Annotated in this window: 14 protein-coding genes; 11 read left to right on the forward strand and 3 right to left on the reverse strand. The window is 75.1% G+C overall.

From position 1 onward, the window contains the following. Positions 1-201: hypothetical protein (locus AB0D10_RS41045; protein ID WP_360266481.1), on the forward strand; the 201-nt coding region annotated here is incomplete at its 5' end. A 258-nt stretch (positions 202-459) separates the two neighbouring features. Here the strand turns inward: AB0D10_RS41045 and AB0D10_RS41050 are convergent. Further along, positions 460-2250 (reverse strand): hypothetical protein, encoded by a 1791-nt coding sequence (locus AB0D10_RS41050; RefSeq protein ID WP_360266484.1) that lies wholly within the window; start codon positions 2248-2250, stop codon positions 460-462. A 226-nt stretch (positions 2251-2476) separates the two neighbouring features. Between AB0D10_RS41050 and AB0D10_RS41055 the strand changes: the two genes are divergently transcribed. The 9 genes from AB0D10_RS41055 (at position 2477) to AB0D10_RS41095 (ending at position 15592) form a co-directional block, all read left to right on the forward strand. Continuing rightward, a complete protein-coding gene (locus AB0D10_RS41055) occupies positions 2477-6655 on the forward strand; it encodes a hypothetical protein (RefSeq protein WP_360266486.1) in 4179 nt (1392 codons plus the stop codon). A 223-nt stretch (positions 6656-6878) separates the two neighbouring features. Continuing rightward, a complete protein-coding gene (locus AB0D10_RS41060; protein WP_360266488.1) occupies positions 6879-7304 on the forward strand; it encodes a hypothetical protein in 426 nt (141 codons plus the stop codon). Next, complete coding sequence (gene grpE, locus AB0D10_RS41065; RefSeq protein ID WP_360266490.1) at positions 7301-8146, forward strand: nucleotide exchange factor GrpE; 846 nt, start codon at positions 7301-7303, stop codon at positions 8144-8146. The genes AB0D10_RS41060 and grpE overlap by 4 nt, the downstream gene beginning before the upstream one ends. Positions 8147-8177: 31 nt before the next feature. Continuing rightward, on the forward strand, positions 8178-10748 hold the full coding sequence (locus AB0D10_RS41070; protein ID WP_360266492.1) for an Hsp70 family protein: 2571 nt from the start codon (positions 8178-8180) through the stop codon (positions 10746-10748). Next, positions 10745-11065 carry a hypothetical protein gene (locus AB0D10_RS41075; protein ID WP_360266495.1) on the forward strand — a complete coding sequence of 107 codons (321 nt, stop codon included), beginning with the start codon at positions 10745-10747 and terminating at the stop codon, positions 11063-11065. Before AB0D10_RS41070 ends, AB0D10_RS41075 begins: the two co-directional genes overlap by 4 nt. Positions 11066-11160: 95 nt before the next feature. Then, positions 11161-11400 carry a chaplin gene (locus AB0D10_RS41080; RefSeq protein WP_360266498.1) on the forward strand — a complete coding sequence of 80 codons (240 nt, stop codon included), beginning with the start codon at positions 11161-11163 and terminating at the stop codon, positions 11398-11400. Between the two features lie 119 nt (positions 11401-11519). Then, positions 11520-13205 (forward strand): AMP-binding protein, encoded by a 1686-nt coding sequence (locus AB0D10_RS41085; RefSeq protein WP_360266501.1) that lies wholly within the window; start codon positions 11520-11522, stop codon positions 13203-13205. A gap of 540 nt (positions 13206-13745) precedes the next feature. Continuing rightward, positions 13746-14186 (forward strand): SRPBCC family protein, encoded by a 441-nt coding sequence (locus AB0D10_RS41090; RefSeq protein WP_360266504.1) that lies wholly within the window; start codon positions 13746-13748, stop codon positions 14184-14186. A 140-nt stretch (positions 14187-14326) separates the two neighbouring features. After that, positions 14327-15592 carry an APC family permease gene (locus tag AB0D10_RS41095; protein WP_360266507.1) on the forward strand — a complete coding sequence of 422 codons (1266 nt, stop codon included), beginning with the start codon at positions 14327-14329 and terminating at the stop codon, positions 15590-15592. A 132-nt stretch (positions 15593-15724) separates the two neighbouring features. Here the strand turns inward: AB0D10_RS41095 and AB0D10_RS41100 are convergent, their stop codons facing one another. Together AB0D10_RS41100 and AB0D10_RS41105 are read right to left on the reverse strand one after the other, a co-directional pair. Continuing rightward, positions 15725-16126, reverse strand: coding sequence for a YccF domain-containing protein (locus tag AB0D10_RS41100; protein ID WP_360266510.1), 402 nt, complete (start codon positions 16124-16126; stop codon positions 15725-15727). Positions 16127-16282: 156 nt separating this feature from the next. Then, positions 16283-17341, reverse strand: a complete 1059-nt coding sequence (locus AB0D10_RS41105) for a YncE family protein (protein WP_360266512.1) — start codon at positions 17339-17341, stop codon at positions 16283-16285. 127 nt (positions 17342-17468) lie between these two features. Here AB0D10_RS41105 and AB0D10_RS41110 point away from each other — a divergent pair, with 127 nt between their 5' ends. Continuing rightward, positions 17469-18368, forward strand: a complete 900-nt coding sequence (locus AB0D10_RS41110; protein WP_360266566.1) for a LysR family transcriptional regulator — start codon at positions 17469-17471, stop codon at positions 18366-18368. Positions 18369-18382 lie beyond the last annotated feature (14 nt).

An 18382-nucleotide genomic window follows, 5' to 3' on the forward strand; every position in this document is an offset into this window, starting at 1 on the left:
GCCGCCGCCGACGCCATCCGACTCTCCCGCCGCACCCTCGCCACCATCAGGAGCAACCTCTTCTGGGCCTTCGGCTACAACATCGCCGCCCTGCCCCTGGCCGCCGCCGGACTCCTCAACCCGATGATCGCCGGCGCCGCCATGGCCTTCTCCTCGGTCTTCGTGGTCGGTAACAGCCTGCGGCTGCGGCGCTTCCGCTGACCCGGCTCCACCGCCCGCGTCCGTCGGCCGGCGTCCACCGGAGCCCTTCCACCACCTCGCGTCCGCTGAACCGCGGGGGCACCTGACCACTCTCCACCGCCGGGCCGAGGCCCCGGAACCCCGCTCGGGGTCCCGGGGCCTCGGTGTCTCGTCACGGGCCGACGGCCGCCGCGCTCCCGCGGGGCCGGCCGTCGCAGGGCTCCCGCAGTCGACGCCGGCCGGGCCGGGCCGCGTCCCCGGGCCGGCCGGCTCACGGCCTCAGGGCCCCTCCGGCAGCTCCACCGCCTGCCAGCGGTACGCCGCGTCCTCCTGCCAGACCTGAAGCTCGCCCTCGACCACCGCGGCCAGGCAGAGCCGCCAGTCGTCGCCCATCGCCAGCGCGACCCGGGTGGCCGGGCGCAGGGTCGGGCGCCACCAGCGCGGGCGGCGGGAGGCGCCGCCGGCGGGCAGTCGCAGCCGGACGCCGCCGGCGCCGGCCAGGGCGACGGTGGGGCCGCCGCGGTGGCCCACCATGGCGATGTCGAGGGTGGGTTCGCCGTCGCCGATCTCGGTGCCGGGCCCGGTGGAGCCGAGGGCGTGCAGCTGGACGGAGCCGTCCGGCCGCAGGGTGGCTGCCTGCGGTCCGGCGGAGGCGCGGGCCAGCGCCCCGGCGCGCAGGGCGCCGTCGGGGCCGAGCGGGGCGGGCGGTTCGGCGGATCCGGGCCGCCAGCTCAGGATCCGGCCGCGGTGCTCGACCAGGACCAGCCAGCAGCCGGGCCGTTCCTCGATGGCCGCGAGCACCCGGTCGGCGGGGCAGCCGGGCAGCTCCTGGCCGGTGAGGGTGAGGCCGGGTGCCCAGCGGTAGGAGCGCAGCGCGCCGCCGACGGCCGTCCACGCCGTCATCTCCCCGCCCGGACCGACCGCCCCCGCGAGCCCGTTGACCCCGCGCGCCGCCTCCCACCAGCCGGCCGAGGTGCCGATCCAGAGGGTGTTGCCGCGGTCCTCGGCGCAGACCACCAGCTCGCCCTGGCGCCCGGCCCAGCCGGCCGTCAACTCCCGTACGGCTCCGGGGCCCTGGCCGGCCGGAAGGCGCTGTCCGGGTTGGCCGGGGCCGGTCAGTGCGGTGCCCTCGGAGCCGCCGGTGACCACCAGTGGGCGCCCGGCCCGGTCGGGCAGCACGGCCAGGCCCGCGGTGCGGGCCACCGGCCGGTGGGAGCGCAGCAGTTCGCGGCCGCGGGCGACCCACGGGCCGAGCGGTGCGGGGCGGCGTTCCGGGTCGCGTGCCAGTGGTTCGCACGCCCAGCGCGCCAGCTCGTCGGCGTAGCCGGCCGCGAGCAGTTCGGCGCGGGCCTGTTCGGCGGCGAGCCGGTGGTCGAGCCGGCCGTGGTCGGGCAGCAGCAGGGTGCGGGCGAGGGTGCCGACCGCGAACAGGTCCTTGGCGGTGGTCGGGAAGCCGCCGACCTGCTCGGCCTCCGGCGGGACGTGCCCGGGGGTGAACACCGCGACGGTCAGGGTGTGGTCGAGTGGGGCGAGGAAGGTCAGGTCGATCAGCTTGACCTGGCCCTGGCCGTCCACCAGGACGTTGGCGGGGGAGATGTCGCGGTGCACCCAGCGCTTGCGGTGCAGTTCGTCGACGATCCGGCAGAGCCGGGACAGCACCTCGGCCACCGCCGCCGGACCGCCGCGCTGGGCGCGGGCCCAGGTGTGCAGCGGCACGCCCTCGACCCACGGCGAGATCTGGTAGCCGAGCAGCCCGCCGGAGGGCACCGCGCCGGGCCGGTGCGGGGAGGGGCCGAGCAGGAAGCTGGGCACCACCAGGTCGGTGACGCCCAGTCGGTGGGCGTTGTGCGAGACGTCGTCCCAGCGCCCCAGCCAGCGCCGGACCTCGGACGGGTCGCGCTCCAGCATGATCTTCGCGGCGACCAGTTCCTTGCGGCCGTTGTGGCCGGTCCGCACGGCCCGCCACACCTCGGCTTCGCCGCCCCGGTGGTGGAATTCCAGGAGTTCGTACTGCTCGGGGTCGAACTCCGGCCCGAACCGGAGGCCGGGCACCCAACGCGACTCGGACACACGACCCCCGACGCTTCTGAACCGCTCGACGCTTATGACCGCTGTTGACGCGCTTGTTCACGCCCTGTTGATGCGTTGCCCAGGATAGTGCTCTTTCCTGTTCGTCTGTCCGATCGAGGGCCTATTCTGATGGCGCCCGAGCAACATCACGACACGACGTCAACTCACGACCGCCCGAACCTCGTTGATCATGGGCGGGCGACATCCTGACACAGGGGGACGGTGCATGGCGCTGCTAGCGGTGCTGCTGATCGTGGTGGCACTGACCGGTGCGGTCGTCGCCGTACTGGCCCGCCGCCGACGGGCCCTGGACGCCGACACGGTGGCGAAGGCCCTGGCCGCGGCCGCCGAACGGCTCGCCGCCGGCAAGGCCGCCCAGGCCCGCCGCCGCTACGCCAGACTGGCCGGGAACCTCGCCACCGGGCCCGCCGAACTCGGCCCGCAGCGCGGCCTCGCACTGATCGGCCAGGCCGAGGCCACCCTCCCCACCGGCGACCGGCAGGCCGCCCTCGCCCTCTACCGCGAGGCCTTCCCGCTGCTCGCCGACCCGGCCGCCCAACTGCCCCGGTGGGCCCTGCGCCGCCTCGCCGAGGACCGGATGCAGGCCCCGGACGGCGACCTCGGACCGCTGCTCGCCCTGCTGCGGGCCGCCGGCGCCGAACCCGGCGAGGAGGCCGAGACCGCCGCCCGGACCGTCGCCTGGCTGCAACGCCGCTGCCGCGAGGGCGACCCCGGCCAGCGCGAGGACACCACCGCCCGCACCCTCGCCGCCCTGCCCGGCCGCGACTGGCCGGTGCTCGCCCGCGCCGCCCTGCTCCGCGACACCGACCGGGCCGACGAGGCCGAGGCGCTGCTCGCCGCCGCGGCCCCCGGCGGCAGCGGCGAACTCTGGTTCCGCTGGGGCGCCCAGCTGTACACCCTGCACCGGGACGAACCCGCCGTCGCCGCCTTCGACGAGGCCCTGCGGCGCGAGCCCGGCGAACCCTCCCCCTGGGGCCGGGGCCCGGCGCTGCGCACCGACAGCCTGCTCTTCCGCGGCCTGGCCCGGCAGCGGCTCGGCAGCACCGAGGCCGCCTGGACCGACCTCGCCTCCGCCGCCGTCGAGGGCCCGACCGACCCCCGGCCCCGCTACGCCCTCGGCCGGCTCGCCCTGCTGCTCGGCGCCGACGACCAGGCCCGGGAACAGTTCGCCGCCGCCCTGACCCTCCAACCCGCCCACGCCCCGGCCCGGTTCGGCCTCGCCCTGGTCCACGAACGGGCCCAGCGCCCCGCCGAGGCCGTCGCCGACTACCGCGCGGGCCTCGACCAGGCACCCGACTGGCGTCCCGCCCGGGTCCGGCTCGGCGCCGCCCTGCTCGCCGCCGGACGGACCACCGAGGCCGAGCCGCTGCTGCGCGCCGAGTCCGACACCGACCCGGGCTCCCGCTGGACCCGGATCGCCGCCTTCCACCACGGCCTCGCCCTCGCCCGCACCGACGACCCGGCCGGCGCCCTCGCACGCTGGGAGCCCCTCGACGACGACGAACTGAGCGAGCGCCGGGCCCTGGCCCGCGACCGGCTCGCCCGCACCCGCCTGGCCGCCGACCCGGTCGCCGCCCGCGAGCTCTGGCAGCGGGCCACCGCCGAGCACCCGGCCGCCCCCGGCTACCGCGCGGCGCTGCGCGAGGCCGCCCTGCGCGAGGCCGCCCACCTGCTGGTCACCGGCCGCGACCGCCCCGAGGCACGGCAACGCGTCACCGCCGCGCTCGCCCTCGCCGACACCCTGCCCGGCGCCCTCACCCACCGGCAGGCCCGGCTGCGCGCCGCCCTCGCCCTCGCCGAGGGCGCGCCGGAGACGGCCGCCACCCTGCTGGACGCAGGCGGCGGCCTGCGCGACCGCTACCACCTCGCCGCCGTCGCCCTGCTGGCCGGCCGCCCGGCCCAGACGATCGCCCTGCTCGGCCCGCCCGACCCGGCCGGCGACCCGGCGGTCGCCCGACTGCGCGCCCTGCTCGCCGAACGGGCCGGCAACTGGGCCGCCGCGCTGGACTGGTACCGGCACTTCCTGACCGCGGCCACCCGGGCCGACCGGTCCTCCGCGGCCGGCCACGCCGGCGACTGCGCGGTCTGCGACCGGACCTCGGCCGCCACCGGCGCCTGCGGCGGCTGCGGCCGCGAGACCTGCGCCGACCACCTGCACGCGCCCGAGGGCACCGGCGCGCCCCGATGCGTCCGCTGCGCCGGCCCCGCGCTGCGCGCCGTCCTGGACTGCGCCCGCCGCGTCGGCGCACCCGAGCAGGCCGAACCCGTCCTGGCCGCCTGGGCCGCGGCGCTCGGCGACAGCGCCGCGGCCGCACCGGTGCGGCTCGACCTCGCCCTGCTGCGCGCCGAACTCGGCCGCCACGACGAGGCGCTGGCCGACCTGCCGGCCGACGCCACCGCCGTCCGCGCCGCCGTCCTGGTCCGCCGCGCCGGTGCCGCCCTCGCCGCCGGGCAGCCCGGCCGCGCCGCCGGTGACCTGCGCCAGGCCCTCACCCTCGCCCCCGAACACCCGCAGGCAGCGGGCACGCTCGTCGTGCTCGCCGAGCACGAGGCGCACCAGTACGCGGCCGAGGGCCGCCACCGCGAGGCCTGGGAGGCCTACCGCGAGCTGCTGCTGAAGGACCCGGCGCACCCCCGGCTGCTGCACGCCCTCGGCCTGGCCGGGTACCGGCTCGCGGCGGCCGCCGCCCCGGCCCCCGGTGAGGCCGGCTCCGGTGCCGCCGACTCGGGTGCCGCCGGCTCGGGTACGTCCGGCTCCGGTACGGCCGAGGAGGAGGTCTGGGCCTGGACGCTCGGCTGCCTGGTCGCGGCCCTGCACCAACCCGACCTGTGGGCCGAGTCGGCCCGGATCACCGGCCGCACCGCCGAACCGCAGCGGCTGGCCGCCGCCCGCACCGGGCTCATCGACCGCCTCCGGGACGACCTGCGCGTCCTCGACCGCGCCGTCGGCCGCAGCGGCGACGAGGTCACCGCCTGGACGCTGCTCCTCGGCATGGAGGCCCACAGCGCCGACGCCTTCGCCCAGGAGGACGTCCGGATATCCCTGCCCGGCCGCCCCGCCCGCCGGCTGACGGTCGGCCCCACGCTCGACCGGCTGCTCCGCGCCCAGCCCGGACCCGCAGCCTGGGCCGAGGCCTTCGAACGGGCCGTCGGGGACCGGCGGCGCGCCGCCGCCGGGCCGGACGCACCGCCGATCGCCCGGGCCCTCAGCCTGTTCGGCGCGCTCGGCCCGCAGCACTACCTGCAGTTGCAGGGCCGTCAGGCCGCTGCCGTCGCCGCCCTGGACGGGGTGGCCGAGGGCGAGCGCGGCAAGGACTGGCAGGAACTTCTCGGCGTGTCCCTGGTCAGCCAGGCCCGTGCGCACCACCGCAACCAGGACTGGCGCGAGGCCCTGGACTGCCTCACCCGCGCCCGTGCCGTCCCCGGCGCCGCACTGCCGGCCGACGCCGCCACGATCGCCGCCGAGTCCGGCGTCCGAGCCGCCCGCGCGCTGCTCAAGAGCACCGTCGACGACCAGGCCGGCGCGGCCGAACTGCTGGAGAAGGCGTACGCGCTGGCCCCCGACGACCCCGAGGTGCGCGGCGACCTCGGCGCCACGTACGCCCAGTGGGCCCGCAAGATCAACAACGAGGACAAGGACTACACCCGCGCCCTGGACCTGCTGCAGAAGAGCATGGAGCTCGCCCCCGGCGACCCGACCGCCCGGCACTTCCTGGAGGCCGCCCTCGGCAACCGGGCCGGCCAGCTCAGCCGCACCGACGCCTCCGTGGCCGAGCTGGAGGAGGCCGCCGAGGCCTGGCGGGCGCTGATCGCCCTCAACCCCGACCCGGACCACCGGCTCGGACTCGCCTTCGTCCTGCGCCACCTCGCCCGCTCCGCCGCCTTCGCCGACGACCGCGTCCGCGCCGTCCGGCGGATGGCGGAGGCCCTGGACGCGGACCCGGAGTGGGACGGCGACGCCGAGCACGAGGCCCCGCGACGGGTCGGGGTGATGCTCGCCAACCACGTCCTCGACGACATGCAGGACAAGCCGTTCACCGCCCAGGCCGCGATGCTGCAGAAGGCCAAGTCCTACGACGACTCGGCCGACATCCGGCAGCTGATGGTCAGCGTCTGGCGCGGCGAGGCCATCGGCCACTACGAGGCCCGCCGCTACGTCGAGGCGATCCGACTGCTGGAGGAGGCGCTCGGCCTGTCCCGCACCCCGGAGGACGTCGGCAAACTGCACCGCGAACTCGGCATCGTCTACGGCTCGTACGCCGTCCAGCGGGCCAACGCCCGACAGCTGCGGGAGGCCCGCGAGCTGGCCCGGAAGGCCGTCGAGCACAGCCCGGAGGACGCGGACCTGCGTGCCACGCAGCGGCGGATCAACGCGCTCTACTGACGGCAACCGCACGGCAGTTGCGGTCGTCCTAGACCGTACGCAACCGCCCCCGCCCGCCGGCCGGCCCGTCCCGCTCGTCAGCCCGGTAAGTCAGCCCGCCAGCCCGTCCGCCGTCGCAGCCGTCCCGAGTCCCGAGCCCCGAGCCGTGAATTCCGGGCCCCGAGCCGTGAGTCGTGAGTCGTGAGTCGTGAGTCGTGAGTCGTGAGGAGAGAGACAGCCCGCCATGCCACTGCCTGAACCGTCGCCGTACGAGGTCCTGGGCATCCCGCTCACGGCCGGTGTACGCGAGATCAACCTCGCCGTCGGACCGGCGATGCGGGCGGGCCGCCACACCCGTCAGCAGATCCAGGAGGCCGCCGCACTGCTGCGGAACCCGGACCGGCGACTGGAGTCGGACCTCCAGCAGCCCCTCCCGCCGGAGCCCGTCGACCAGGCCGCGGAGCTGCTCGCGCCCGCGCTCGCCGAACCGCTGCTGGTGATCGAGCGCCCGCCGCTGCCGCCCGTCCCCGCCCTGCTGGTGCTGCACCGCGCCGAGCTGGCCGCCGACTTCGCCGAGCCCGCCCCGGGCGGCGCCGATCCCGAACCGGCCGTCCCCGCCCGCTACGCGGCCGACCTGTCCGTACTGCCGCAGATCGAGGTACCCGAGTGACCGACACACCGACCGCAGACCCGTTCGACGGCCCCCGGAGGCTGGAGATCCCGCCGGGCGTCGAGGACGTCGACCTGGAGCGGAAGTTCGGTCAACTGCTGTTCCGGGCATCCCTGCTGGGGAACAAGCTGACGGAGCAGCAGCAGGCCGCCCGGGCCGAGCAGCGCGAACTGCTCGGCATCCTGGTCGAGGTGGACGACGCGCTGGCCGCCCTCGGCCTCGACCGGGAGCTGGTGGCGCTCGGGCGCGGCGAGGGCATCGAGGCGACCCGGCGGCGGTTGCTGGGCCGGCTGGCCAAGGCCAAGGTCCGCCCGATGCGGCTGGAGGGCCTGACGGCGGACCCGGACCTGGCCGAGATCGTCGGGGTGGAGGCCCGGTCGGGGGTGGCGCCGGAGACGGTGGTGCGCACGGTGGTGACGGGATTCTTCTGGGGGGACGAGGTGCTGCGGCGGGCCCAGGTGGTGGTTGCCGCACCCGAGCCGGAGCCGGTGCCCGAGCCCGAGCCCGAGCCAGTGGCCGAGCCGGTGCCCGAGCAGCAGGCGGACGCGGCGGCCGACCCGGTGCTGACCTCGGCCGAGGTCGAGGACGTGCTCCAGGGCCCGCAGCCGGAGCAGCCGGAACACCCGGGGCGGGCGGCGAACCCGCAGGACCCAGAGCACCCGCAGGAGCCCGGGGCCGTGACCGAGGCAGCCGTGACCGAGGCCGCCGTGACCGAGGCCGCCGTGACCGTGGCGACCGGGGCCGCCGCCGTGCCTGCCGCCCGCGCCCAGCCCAGGGCGGTCCCGCCCCGGGCCCGCCGCAAGGCCACGGCCGGGGCCAAGCGGGCCAAGCGCAAGAAGTAGCCAGGACCACGAGGGGCAAGAGGGGAACGACATGTACCGCACACTCGGCATCGACCTGGGCACCACCAACTCCGTGGTCGCCCACCTGCGCCGGGGCGAGCCGGAGATCATCTTCAACCGGCAGAACCAGGAGGCCACGCCCTCCGTGGTCGGCAGCGGCCGCAAGGGCGAACTGCTGGTGGGCTCCACCGCGCGCGGCCGGATCGCCATCGACGGCGCCAACGTGATCCGCTCGGTGAAGCGCTTCATGGGCCGCAAGTTCAAGGACCCGCAGGTCCAGGCGGCCCTCAAGGAGGTCGACTACAAGGTCACCGCGGGCACCGACGGGGACGTCAACGTCTGGTTCAACGGCCGCTCGTACACGCCGATCGAGATCTCCGCGATCATCCTGCACCGGCTCAAGGAGGACGCCGAGCAGCGCTTCGGCGAGCCCTTCCCGCGGGCCGTCATCACCGTCCCGGCGTACTTCGGTGAGCGGCAGGTCGCGGCCACCCAGGAGGCGGGCCGGATGGCCGGCCTGCACGTGCTGCGGATCATCAACGAGCCGACGGCCGCCGCGCTGGCGTACGGGATCACCTCCGAGGCGGGCGACGAGGGCAAGACCGTGCTCGTCTACGACCTCGGCGGCGGCACCTTCGACATCTCCATCCTGCTGTTGGTGCCCGGCTCGGTCTCGGTGCTCGGCATCGAGGGCGACAACCTGCTCGGCGGCGACGACTTCGACCGCGCGATCACCACCGCGCTGCTGGAGGACATCCGCGAGGAGTACGGCTCGGACTACCAGCCCGACCTGCGCGACCGCCCCAAGATCGCCTCGACCGCCGAGACCATCAAGATCGAACTCTCCAACCAGGAGGCGTCCGAGGTCATCCTGCCCGGCCTCGGCGCCGGACAGCTGGTGCTGGAGGCGGAGTTCGAGCGGGCCCGCTTCGAGGAGCTGATCGAGGCCCGGATCGAGCGCACGATCGAGCTGACGCACAAGGCCATCATGCAGGCCAACCTGACCGTCGGGGACATCGACGAGGTGGTGCTGGTCGGCGGTTCGACCGCGATCCCGTTGGTCGCCCGGCGGCTCGGCGAGGTGTTCGGTCCCCGCCGGATCCGGCGGGGCGTCAACCCGATGCAGTGCGTGGCGCTCGGTGCGGCCGTGCAGTCCGCGCTGGTCGGCGAGGTGGAGTGCCCGGAGTGCCGGGCCCCCGGCGACCTCTCCGCCTCCAACTGCGCCAACTGCGCGACCTCCCTGCTCGGTGCGCCCCGGGTCCCCTGCCCGACCTGCCACGTCCCGGTCGACTCCGAGGCCGCCGACTGCCCCAAGTGCGGTCAGGACATGAACGGCCCGGGCACCGGAGGGGTGGCCGTCCCGAAGCAGACGCAGGCCACCACCGTGGTGCGCAGCGACAACTGCTCGCGCTGCGGCACCCCGGCCGCCCCCGGCGTCACCGCCTGCGAACTGTGCGGCGAGCTGCTCAACTCGGCGGCCCCCGGGCTGACCAAGGTGATCTCCACCGCCGCCGAGGACGTCGGCCTGCGCTGCGCCTCCTGCGGTGTGGTCAACCCGCCCGGCAGCGAGGTCTGCCCGGGCTGCGGCGAGTTGATGCAGGTCACCAACCCGTTCGACATCACCCCGAAGAACCTCGGCATCGAGCTGAACGACGGCCGCCTCGCCGTCATCATCCCCAAGAACACCAGCTACCCGACGAGTTCGCCGGTCAGCCGGGAGTTCGTGGTCTCGGGCAGCGGCCGCCAGCGGCTGGAGGTGGCGGTCTACGAGGGCGAGCACGAGATCGCCCAGCAGAACGAGCTGATCGGCCATCTCACCCTGCGGCTGCCCGAGGGCCTCGGCGGCCGCACCCCGGTGGAGGTCGCCTTCGGCCTCGACCGGGACCGCACCATCACCCTGTCGGTCCGGATCCAGGGCGGCGCGGAGAAGACCGTCAAGCTGGAGCGGGTCACCCTGGACCCGGAGCTGAAGGTCCAGGTCGAGGAGCAGCAGCGGCAGATCGAGACCTTCACCGACCGCTGGGGCGGCGAGCTGACCGAGGCCGAGATGCGCGAGGCCCAGCAGCTGATGGACACCCTGGACGACCTGGCGGCCGGCCAGACCCGAGGCCGCTCGGTGGACGAGGCGCTGGAGCGGGCCCAGCGCCAGCTCAAGGCCCAGCGCTGGGTGCGCGGCTCGGAGGCGTACCTGAGCCTGTTCATCCACTACTGCGAGAAGCACCTCGACCCGAGCGACCTGGACCGGCTCCGGTCGGTCTCCGCGGAGCTGCGGCTGCGCCGCGAGGCGGCGGACTGGGAGGGCGCGATGCGCGCGGCGCAGCGGGCGGACGAGCTGTGCGACGCGCTCGGCCACACCATGCGGATGCTCACCATGTGCAACGTCTACGTGACCCAGAACATGGTCTCGCCCGCCCTCGGCCAGCTGATCATGGCGGAGCTGCGGGGGCTGGACGCCGCGGTGGAGGCGCCCAACATGGAGGAGGTCAACACGCACATGTCGAACCTGCTGGCCCTGTACGCGCAGGCGCAGCGGGAACTGGGCAGCGAGCCGGCCGCCGAGTCGCTCGGCCCGGTGCGCCCGGAGGAGGCGGGGCCGCGATGAGCAGTGCCGTGGCCGACCTCGACGTGTCCTGCCCGCTGTGCAGGGTCACGGCGGACCGGCAGAGCCTGTGCTGCCCCTCCTGCCGGGAGGACCTGTCCGCGCTGTTCCGGCTGCGTTACGCCGGTCGGATCGACTACAACCGGGCGCTGGACGCCCTGCGCGCGGGTGACCCGGCCGCCGCGGTGGTCCTGCTGCGTGCCGCGCTGGCGGCCGAGCCCGACCTGGACCCGGCGCGTGAGCTGCTGGAATCGCTGAGCGTGGCCGGATCCGCCGGTCCCGCCGCGGTGGAGCGGGAGGGCGACACGCCCTCCGACTGACCAATTCGGACGTTCCCGGACTGCCGTCGCGTTCCATCGGTGCGAGTGTGACCGTCACAAGGATGTTCGCCACCCTCACAAGGAGTGACGCAAGAATGCGTATTCGCACCTACCTCGCCGCCACGGCCGTCGCCGCGGTGTGCGTCCTCGCCGGAGCCGGGACCGCCGCCGCCGGCGATGCCACCGCCAACGGTGTCGCCTTCGGCTCGCCGGGCGTCCTGTCCGGCAACCAGATCCAGATCCCGATCAACGTCGAGAACAACTTCTGCGGCAACTCGATCGGCTTCATCTCGATCCTGAACCCGACCTTCGGCAACACCTGCATCAACGCCTGACCGCGCTCCGGGCCCGGGGCCGTCCGTCGAACCCGACGGGCGGCCCCGGTGTCGTGTCCGGCCCAGGACCGCCCGGCACCCCCGTTCGGGGGTGGCGGGGCGGCCCCGCGACCGGGACCATGGTCCCCGACCCGACCCGCCCCGCCGGACCCTGGAGCCCGCACGTGCCGACCACGCCCGCCCAGCGCAGCCACGCCTCCGGCACCTCGGACGTCCCGCTGCTCGGCGACACCATCGGGGAGAACCTCGACCGCGCCGTGCGCGCCTTCCCCGACCGCGACGCCCTGGTGGACCGCCCCACCGCCCGCCGCTGGACGTACGCCGAACTGGCCGCCGACGTCGACGCCCTGGCCCTCGGCCTGCTGGAACTCGGCATCGCCAAGGGCGACCGGGTCGGCATCTGGGCGCCCAACTGCGCCGAGTGGACGCTCACCCAGTACGCCACCGCCAAGCTCGGCGCGGTCCTGGTCACCGTCAACCCCGCCTACCGCGCGCACGAGTTGGAGTACGTGCTGAACCAGGCGGGCATCCGGCTGCTGGTCGCCGCCGAGCGGTTCAAGACCTCCGACTACGCCGCGATGATCGAGGACGGGCGGCCCCGCTGCCCGGAGCTGGAGCGCGTGCTGCTGACCGGAGGTCCGGCCTGGGACGCCGTGCTCGCCGCCGGCCGACGGGCCACGCCGGCACTGCTCGCCGAATTCGCCGAACGCCAGGGCGAGTTGACCCCGGATGACCCGATCAACATCCAGTACACCTCGGGGACCACCGGGTTCCCCAAGGGTGCGACCCTGTCCCACCGCAACATCCTCAACAACGGGTACTTCGTCGGCGAGCTGCTCGACTACACCGAGCAGGACCGGATCTGCGTCCCGGTGCCCTTCTACCACTGCTTCGGCATGGTGATGGGGAACCTGGCCGCCACCTCCCACGGTGCCTGCACGGTCATCCCGGCCCCCTCGTTCGAGCCCGGTGCCACGCTGGCCGCCGTCGCCGCCGAGCGCTGCACCTCGCTGTACGGCGTGCCGACCATGTTCATCGCCGAACTCGCCGACCCCGACTTCGAGCAGTACGACCTGGGCAGCCTGCGCACCGGCATCATGGCCGGCTCGCCCTGCCCGAGCGAGGTGATGAAGGCGGTCATCGAACGGATGGGCATGGCCGAGGTCTCCATCTGCTACGGCATGACCGAGACGTCGCCGGTCTCCACCCAGACCCGGGTCGACGACCCGGTCGAGCGTCGGGTCTCCACCGTCGGCCGGGTCGGCCCGCACCTGGAGGTCAAGGTCGTCGACCCGGCCACCGGCCGCACCGTCCCGCGCGGCGAGCCCGGGGAGCTGTGCACCCGCGGCTACTCCGTCATGCTCGGCTACTGGAACGAGCCCGAGCGCACCGCCGAGGCCGTCGACGCCGCCGGCTGGATGCACACCGGGGACCTCGCGGTGATGGACGGGGACGGCTACGTCGCCATCACCGGGCGGATCAAGGACATGGTCATCCGCGGCGGCGAGAACCTCTACCCGCGCGAGATCGAGGAGTTCCTGTACACCCACCCGGACGTCCTCGACGTCCAGGTCATCGGCGTTCCCGACCCGAAGTACGGCGAGGAGCTGATGGCGTGGGTCCGGATGCGTGAGGGCGCCGAGCCGCTCACCGCCGAGGCCGTCCGGGAGTACTGCACCGGCCGGCTCGCACACGTCAAGATCCCTCGCTATGTGCACGTGGTGGAGGAGTTCCCGATGACGGTCACCGGGAAGATCCGCAAGGTCGAGATGCGGGAGGCGGCGCTGCGGATCCTGGGGCTGTAGTGCTCCGGGCCGCGGGGACGGCGACCGCGGGGACGGCGACCGCGGGGCGGAGGCCGCGGGGGCGGCGCGTGCCGGTGCTGCGCGCTCGCCCGGGCGAGTGGACGGGCGGCCGCCCGGGAATGCCGCACCGTTTGTGTGCGCACAGTCCCGGCAGGACTGCTCACCCCCAGGTCCGTTCCCTGCCGGCGGACGCCGCCCTCGCCGCCGTCCTCGCCCTGGCCCTCGCCTACCCCGCCGCGCCCGCCCTCGCCGACCCGGCAGGGCCGGCAGGGCCGGCGGCCGCCTGCGCGGGCCGGCCCGCCGACCCCCACGGGGACACCGCCGACCCCTGCGGCCACTGGCCTTTGCGGTCACCGGCCCCGCGCCACCGGCCCCGCGCCACCGGCCCCACGGCCACTGACCCCACGGCCACCGGCCCCACGGCCACCGGCCCCACGGCCACCGGCCCCACGGCCACCGGCCCCACGGCTCCTGACTCCCGCGGCCGCTGACCGGCCACGCCGGAAGGCGGACCCGGCCTCCCGGCGGGAGAGTGTGATCATGCGCCTCGACGTCACGGTGGAACGCCTGATCCCCCTCCCGCCCGCCACGGTCGCCGCCTACGCCATGGACTGGCGCCACGACCACGAGTGGACCCGGGGCATCCGCCACGCCGCCCTCACCCGCGAAGCCGACGGAGGCGGCTTCGGCGTGGGCGCCGAGGTCACCCGCACCGCGTACTTCCTCGGTCGGCGCTTCGACTACGTCCTGCGGGTCGCGGGCCACCACCCGCCGGTGGTGCTCGACATGGTCTCCTCGGCCGGGCCGACGCCCATGCACGTCACCTACACCTTCGAGCCCACCCAGGGCGGCACCTTCGCCCGCATCCGCGTGCGTGGCGACTCCACCGGCGTCCACCGCCTCACCGCACTGCTGTCCCGCCCGGTCCGCACCTCCCTCGCTGCGGACCTCCGCGCCCTCGAAGCCCGCCTCACCCGCTGACCGCCCGCCCGCGCGACCGGCCACCCACCGACCGCGCGACCGGTCACCCGCCGCCCGCCCGCCCCGCGCCGCCCCGGGCGTTTCCCTGCCTCCGGTATCGTGCGTCGCCGTCCGAGTCCGACGAGGAGAGGTGCAGGTCGATGAGCGGTGTGGCGTCGGTGGCCGGGCCGGGGGAACTGCGGCGGCACCTGGGTGTGTTCGACGCCGTGGTGATCGGGCTGGGGTCGATGGTCGGCGCCGGTGTCTTCGCCGCGCTGGCGCCCGCGGCCGCCGCCGCCGGGTCCGGGCTGCTGATCGGGCTGGCACTGGCCGGCGTGGTGGCGTACTGCAACGCGACCTCCTCCGCCCGGCTCGCCGCCCGCTACCCGCAGTCCGGCGGCACCTACGTGTACGGCCGGGAGCGGCTCGGCGAGTTCTGGGGGTACCTCGCGGGGTGGGGCTTCGTGGTCGGCAAGACCGCGTCCTGCGCGGCGATGGCGCTCACTGTCGGCACCTACGTCTGGCCCGGGCAGGCCCACGCGGTCGCGGTCGCCGCCGTCGTCGTGCTGACCGCCGTCGACTACGTCGGCGTGCAGAAGGCCGCCCGGCTGACGCGGGCGATCGTCGCCCTCGTCCTGGGCGTGCTCGCCGCCGTGGTCACCGCCTGCCTGGCAGGCGGCGAGGCGGACCCCGGCCGCTGGGCGGTCGGAGCGGACGCCGGGTTCCACGGCGTGCTGCAGGCCGCCGGCCTGTTGTTCTTCGCCTTCGCCGGGTACGCCCGCATCGCCACCCTCGGCGAGGAGGTGCGCGACCCTCGGCGCACCATCCCCCGGGCTATCCCGCTCGCCCTCGGCATCACCCTGGTCGTCTACGCCGCCGTCGCGCTCGCCGTCCTGGCCGTCCTCGGCCCGGACCGGCTCGCCCACGCCGGGGCGCCGCTGGCCGACGCGGTCCGGGCGGCCGGGGCGCCCGCGCTGGTCCCGGTGGTGCGCGCCGGGGCCGCGGTCGCCGCCCTCGGCTCGCTGCTCGCCCTGATCCTCGGCGTCTCCCGCACCACCCTCGCGATGGCCCGCGACCACCACCTGCCCCACGCCCTCGCCGCCGTCCACCCGCGCTTCGGCGTGCCGCACCGCGCGGAACTGACGGTCGGCGCGGTCGTCGCCGTCCTCGCGGCCGTCGGCGACGTCCGCGGTGCGATCGGCTTCTCCTCCTTCGGCGTGCTCGCCTACTACGCCGTCGCCAACGCCTCCGCCTGGACCCTCACCGCCGCCGAGGGCCGCCCGCCGAGAGCCGTCCCCGTCGTCGGCACGGCCGGCTGCCTCGCGCTGGCCCTCGCCCTCCCGGCGGAATCGGTCCTGTGGGGAGCCGCCGTCCTCGCCCTCGGCGCCGCCGCGTACGGCGTGCGCAGGACGGCAGCCCGCCGCTGACCGGGCGGACGTTCTCGGTCCGCTCCCCACGGGCCGGCCGGAACGCCGACGGGAAGCAGGACACCGACGGGTTCGGGAACGCCGACGGCCGGCGAGGCTCATCGCCTCGCCGGCCGTCGATGGGCGCGGATGCTACCGGGCGCCCCATTCCTGGTCGGTGGGGACGATCTCGCGGCCCAGCGGCGTGAGGGAGACCGGGATCATCTTGAGGTTGGCCCAGCCGAAGGGGATCCCGATGATCGACAGGAACAGCGGAATGCTGGTGATCAGGTGCGCCAACGCCAGCCACCACCCGGCGAACACCAGCCAGATGACGTTGCCGACGCAGGAGGCCGCCCCGGCGTCGGACCGCTCGACCGCGGTCCGCCCGAACGGCCACAGGATGAAGCCGGCGATCCGGAACGAAGCGATTCCGAACGGGATCGTGATGATCAGGATGCAACAGATGATGCCGGCGACCACGTAGGCAAGTGCCATCCAAATGCCGCAGAAAATGAGCCAGATGACATTGAGGATGAACTTGATCGGCTTCATGGGTCGTACCTTCTCACGTCGCGCGTGCTTGCTGCCACGACTGGCCCTTGCCCGCCCGCGGGCGTGTCCACGCCCCTGGGGGACGCTTCCCAGGGGGAGATCAGGGTGCCGCCGGGGGTGGTAGCCGAGGCCGGATCGGGCCCGGGACGGGCTGGTTCAGGCGGGGCGAGGGATGTAGGCGAGGCCGTGGGCGCCGGGTTCGGCGCGCTTGGGGACGGTGAGGCGGGAGACGCGGGTGAGGGTGTCGAGGGCGACGACGTCGACGGTGGAGGAGACGACGCCGGAGACGTAGGCGAAGCGGCCGTCGGGGGAGGACGTGATGGTCAGGGGGAAGAGGCCGACCTCGACGGAACCGAGGTGTCGGTGGTCGTCGGCGGAGAAGACGGTGAGCCGGCCGGGGAGTTGGTGGCCCAGCCCGGTCTCCTCGCCGGGGGTCGAGCGGATCTCGCCGGCCAGCAGCCTGCCGGTGGAGGTGAGGTGGACCGGGAGCGCGGCGGACCCGGTCGGGAGGGTGTCGACGACCGAGGCCGATCCGGCGTCGATGACGCGGATGCCGGGGGTGGCGCCGGGTGCCCCGGCGAAGCCGAGGTAGGGCCCGGCGACGTACGCCCGGCTGCCGTCGGCGGAGACGGCGACGCCCTCGCTGCCCGGGACCTCGACCTTGGCGGTCAGGACGCCACGCTCCAGGTCGACCACGGAGACGAACGGGGCCTCCTTGTTGGTGGCGAAGCCGGTGCGCCCGTCCGGGGAGACGGCGAACCAGTGCGGCCCGGGGGCGTCGGTGTCGATCCGGCCGATCGGGCGGCGGGTCCCGGTGTCGATGACCACGACGCCGCCCGGGCGGTCCGGTCCGCCCTCCACGCTGACGTAGAGCCGGTTCCGGGCGGCGTCCAGGGCCAGTCCGTGCGGGCCGTGTTCGGGGGCGAGGTCGACCACCTCGACGATGCGCCGGGTGTCGGCGTCGATGACGGTCAGTTCGGTGCGCTTGCCGCTGTGGGCGTGGTAGTAGCCCGAGTCGTAGGCGGTGGCGCACCAGAGCAGCCGCCGGGTCGGGTCGAAGCACAACTCGTGCGGCTCGGCCAGGACTTCGACGGTGTCGAGGAGCCGGTCGGTGGCGGCGTCGAAGAAGGAGACGGTCGGGCCGCTCTGGCTGACGACGGCGAGGACGTCACCGGCGAGGCCGGAACGGTCGACGGGGGACGGGTGCTGTGACATGGGGTCTCCGTGAAACGGGGTTCGTGGACGGCTCCACTCTCGTCCGCCCGGGGACGTCGGAACAATGCAAGGATGAGCATCGAATAGTTGTCCCAGGCGTAAAAACGCAGTTCAGGAGCCATGCATGATGGACCTCAACCTCCTGCGGGCGTTGGACGCCCTGCTCCAGGAGAACAGTGTGACCCGGGCGGCCGAGCGTCTCGGCAGCTCGCTGGCGGCGGTGAGCCGGACGCTGGCCCGGCTGCGCCGCGCGGTCGGGGACCCGTTGCTGGTGCGGGCCGGGCAGGGGATGGTGCCGACCCCGCGGGCGCTCGAACTGCGGGAGGAGGTCGGCGCGTTGCTGCGCGGCTGCGACAACGTGCTACGGCCCGGGGCCGGGTTCGACGCCGTGCACCTGGACCGCACGTTCACCGTGCAGGCCGGTGAGCTGATGCTGGTGCGGATGGCCGGCGTGCTCACGGAGCGGATCCGGGCGGAGGCCCCGCAGGTGGACGTGGTGTTCCTGCCGGAGGCGCTGGAGGGCGGACCGGCGCTGCGGCAGGGGCTGGTCGACGTCGAGCTGGGTGTGCTCGGGCACGTGGATCCGGAGGTCCGCACCCGGCAGTTGCTCCGGGCTCCGCTGGTCGGCGTGGCCCGCGGCGGCCACCCGCTGTTCGACGGCCGCCGGATCACCGCCCGCCGCTTCGCGGAGGCCGACCATATCGGCATCTCGCGGCGCGGCAAGCGCCTCGGGCCGATCGACGGCGCGCTGGCGGAGCTGGGGTTGCGGCGGCGGGTGGCGGTCGTCGTGCCGAGCCACACGAGCGCGATGCTGCTGGCCCGGGACACCGACCTGGTGGCGCTGGGCCTGGCGGACTGGCTGCCGGGCGCCGTCGACGCGCTGGGGCTGCGGACCTTCCCGATTCCGCTCGAACTCGCCCCGATGGAGCTGGGGATGGCCTGGCACCCGCGCAACTCGGCCGATCCGGCGCACCGTTGGTTCCGTGAGCACGTCGCGGCCGCCGTTCTGGGCGCGGCGGCGCCGTGACCGGGGAGCGGCCG

The organism is Kitasatospora sp. NPDC048545 (genome assembly GCF_040651155.1).
GTDB lineage: Bacteria > Actinomycetota > Actinomycetes > Streptomycetales > Streptomycetaceae > Kitasatospora.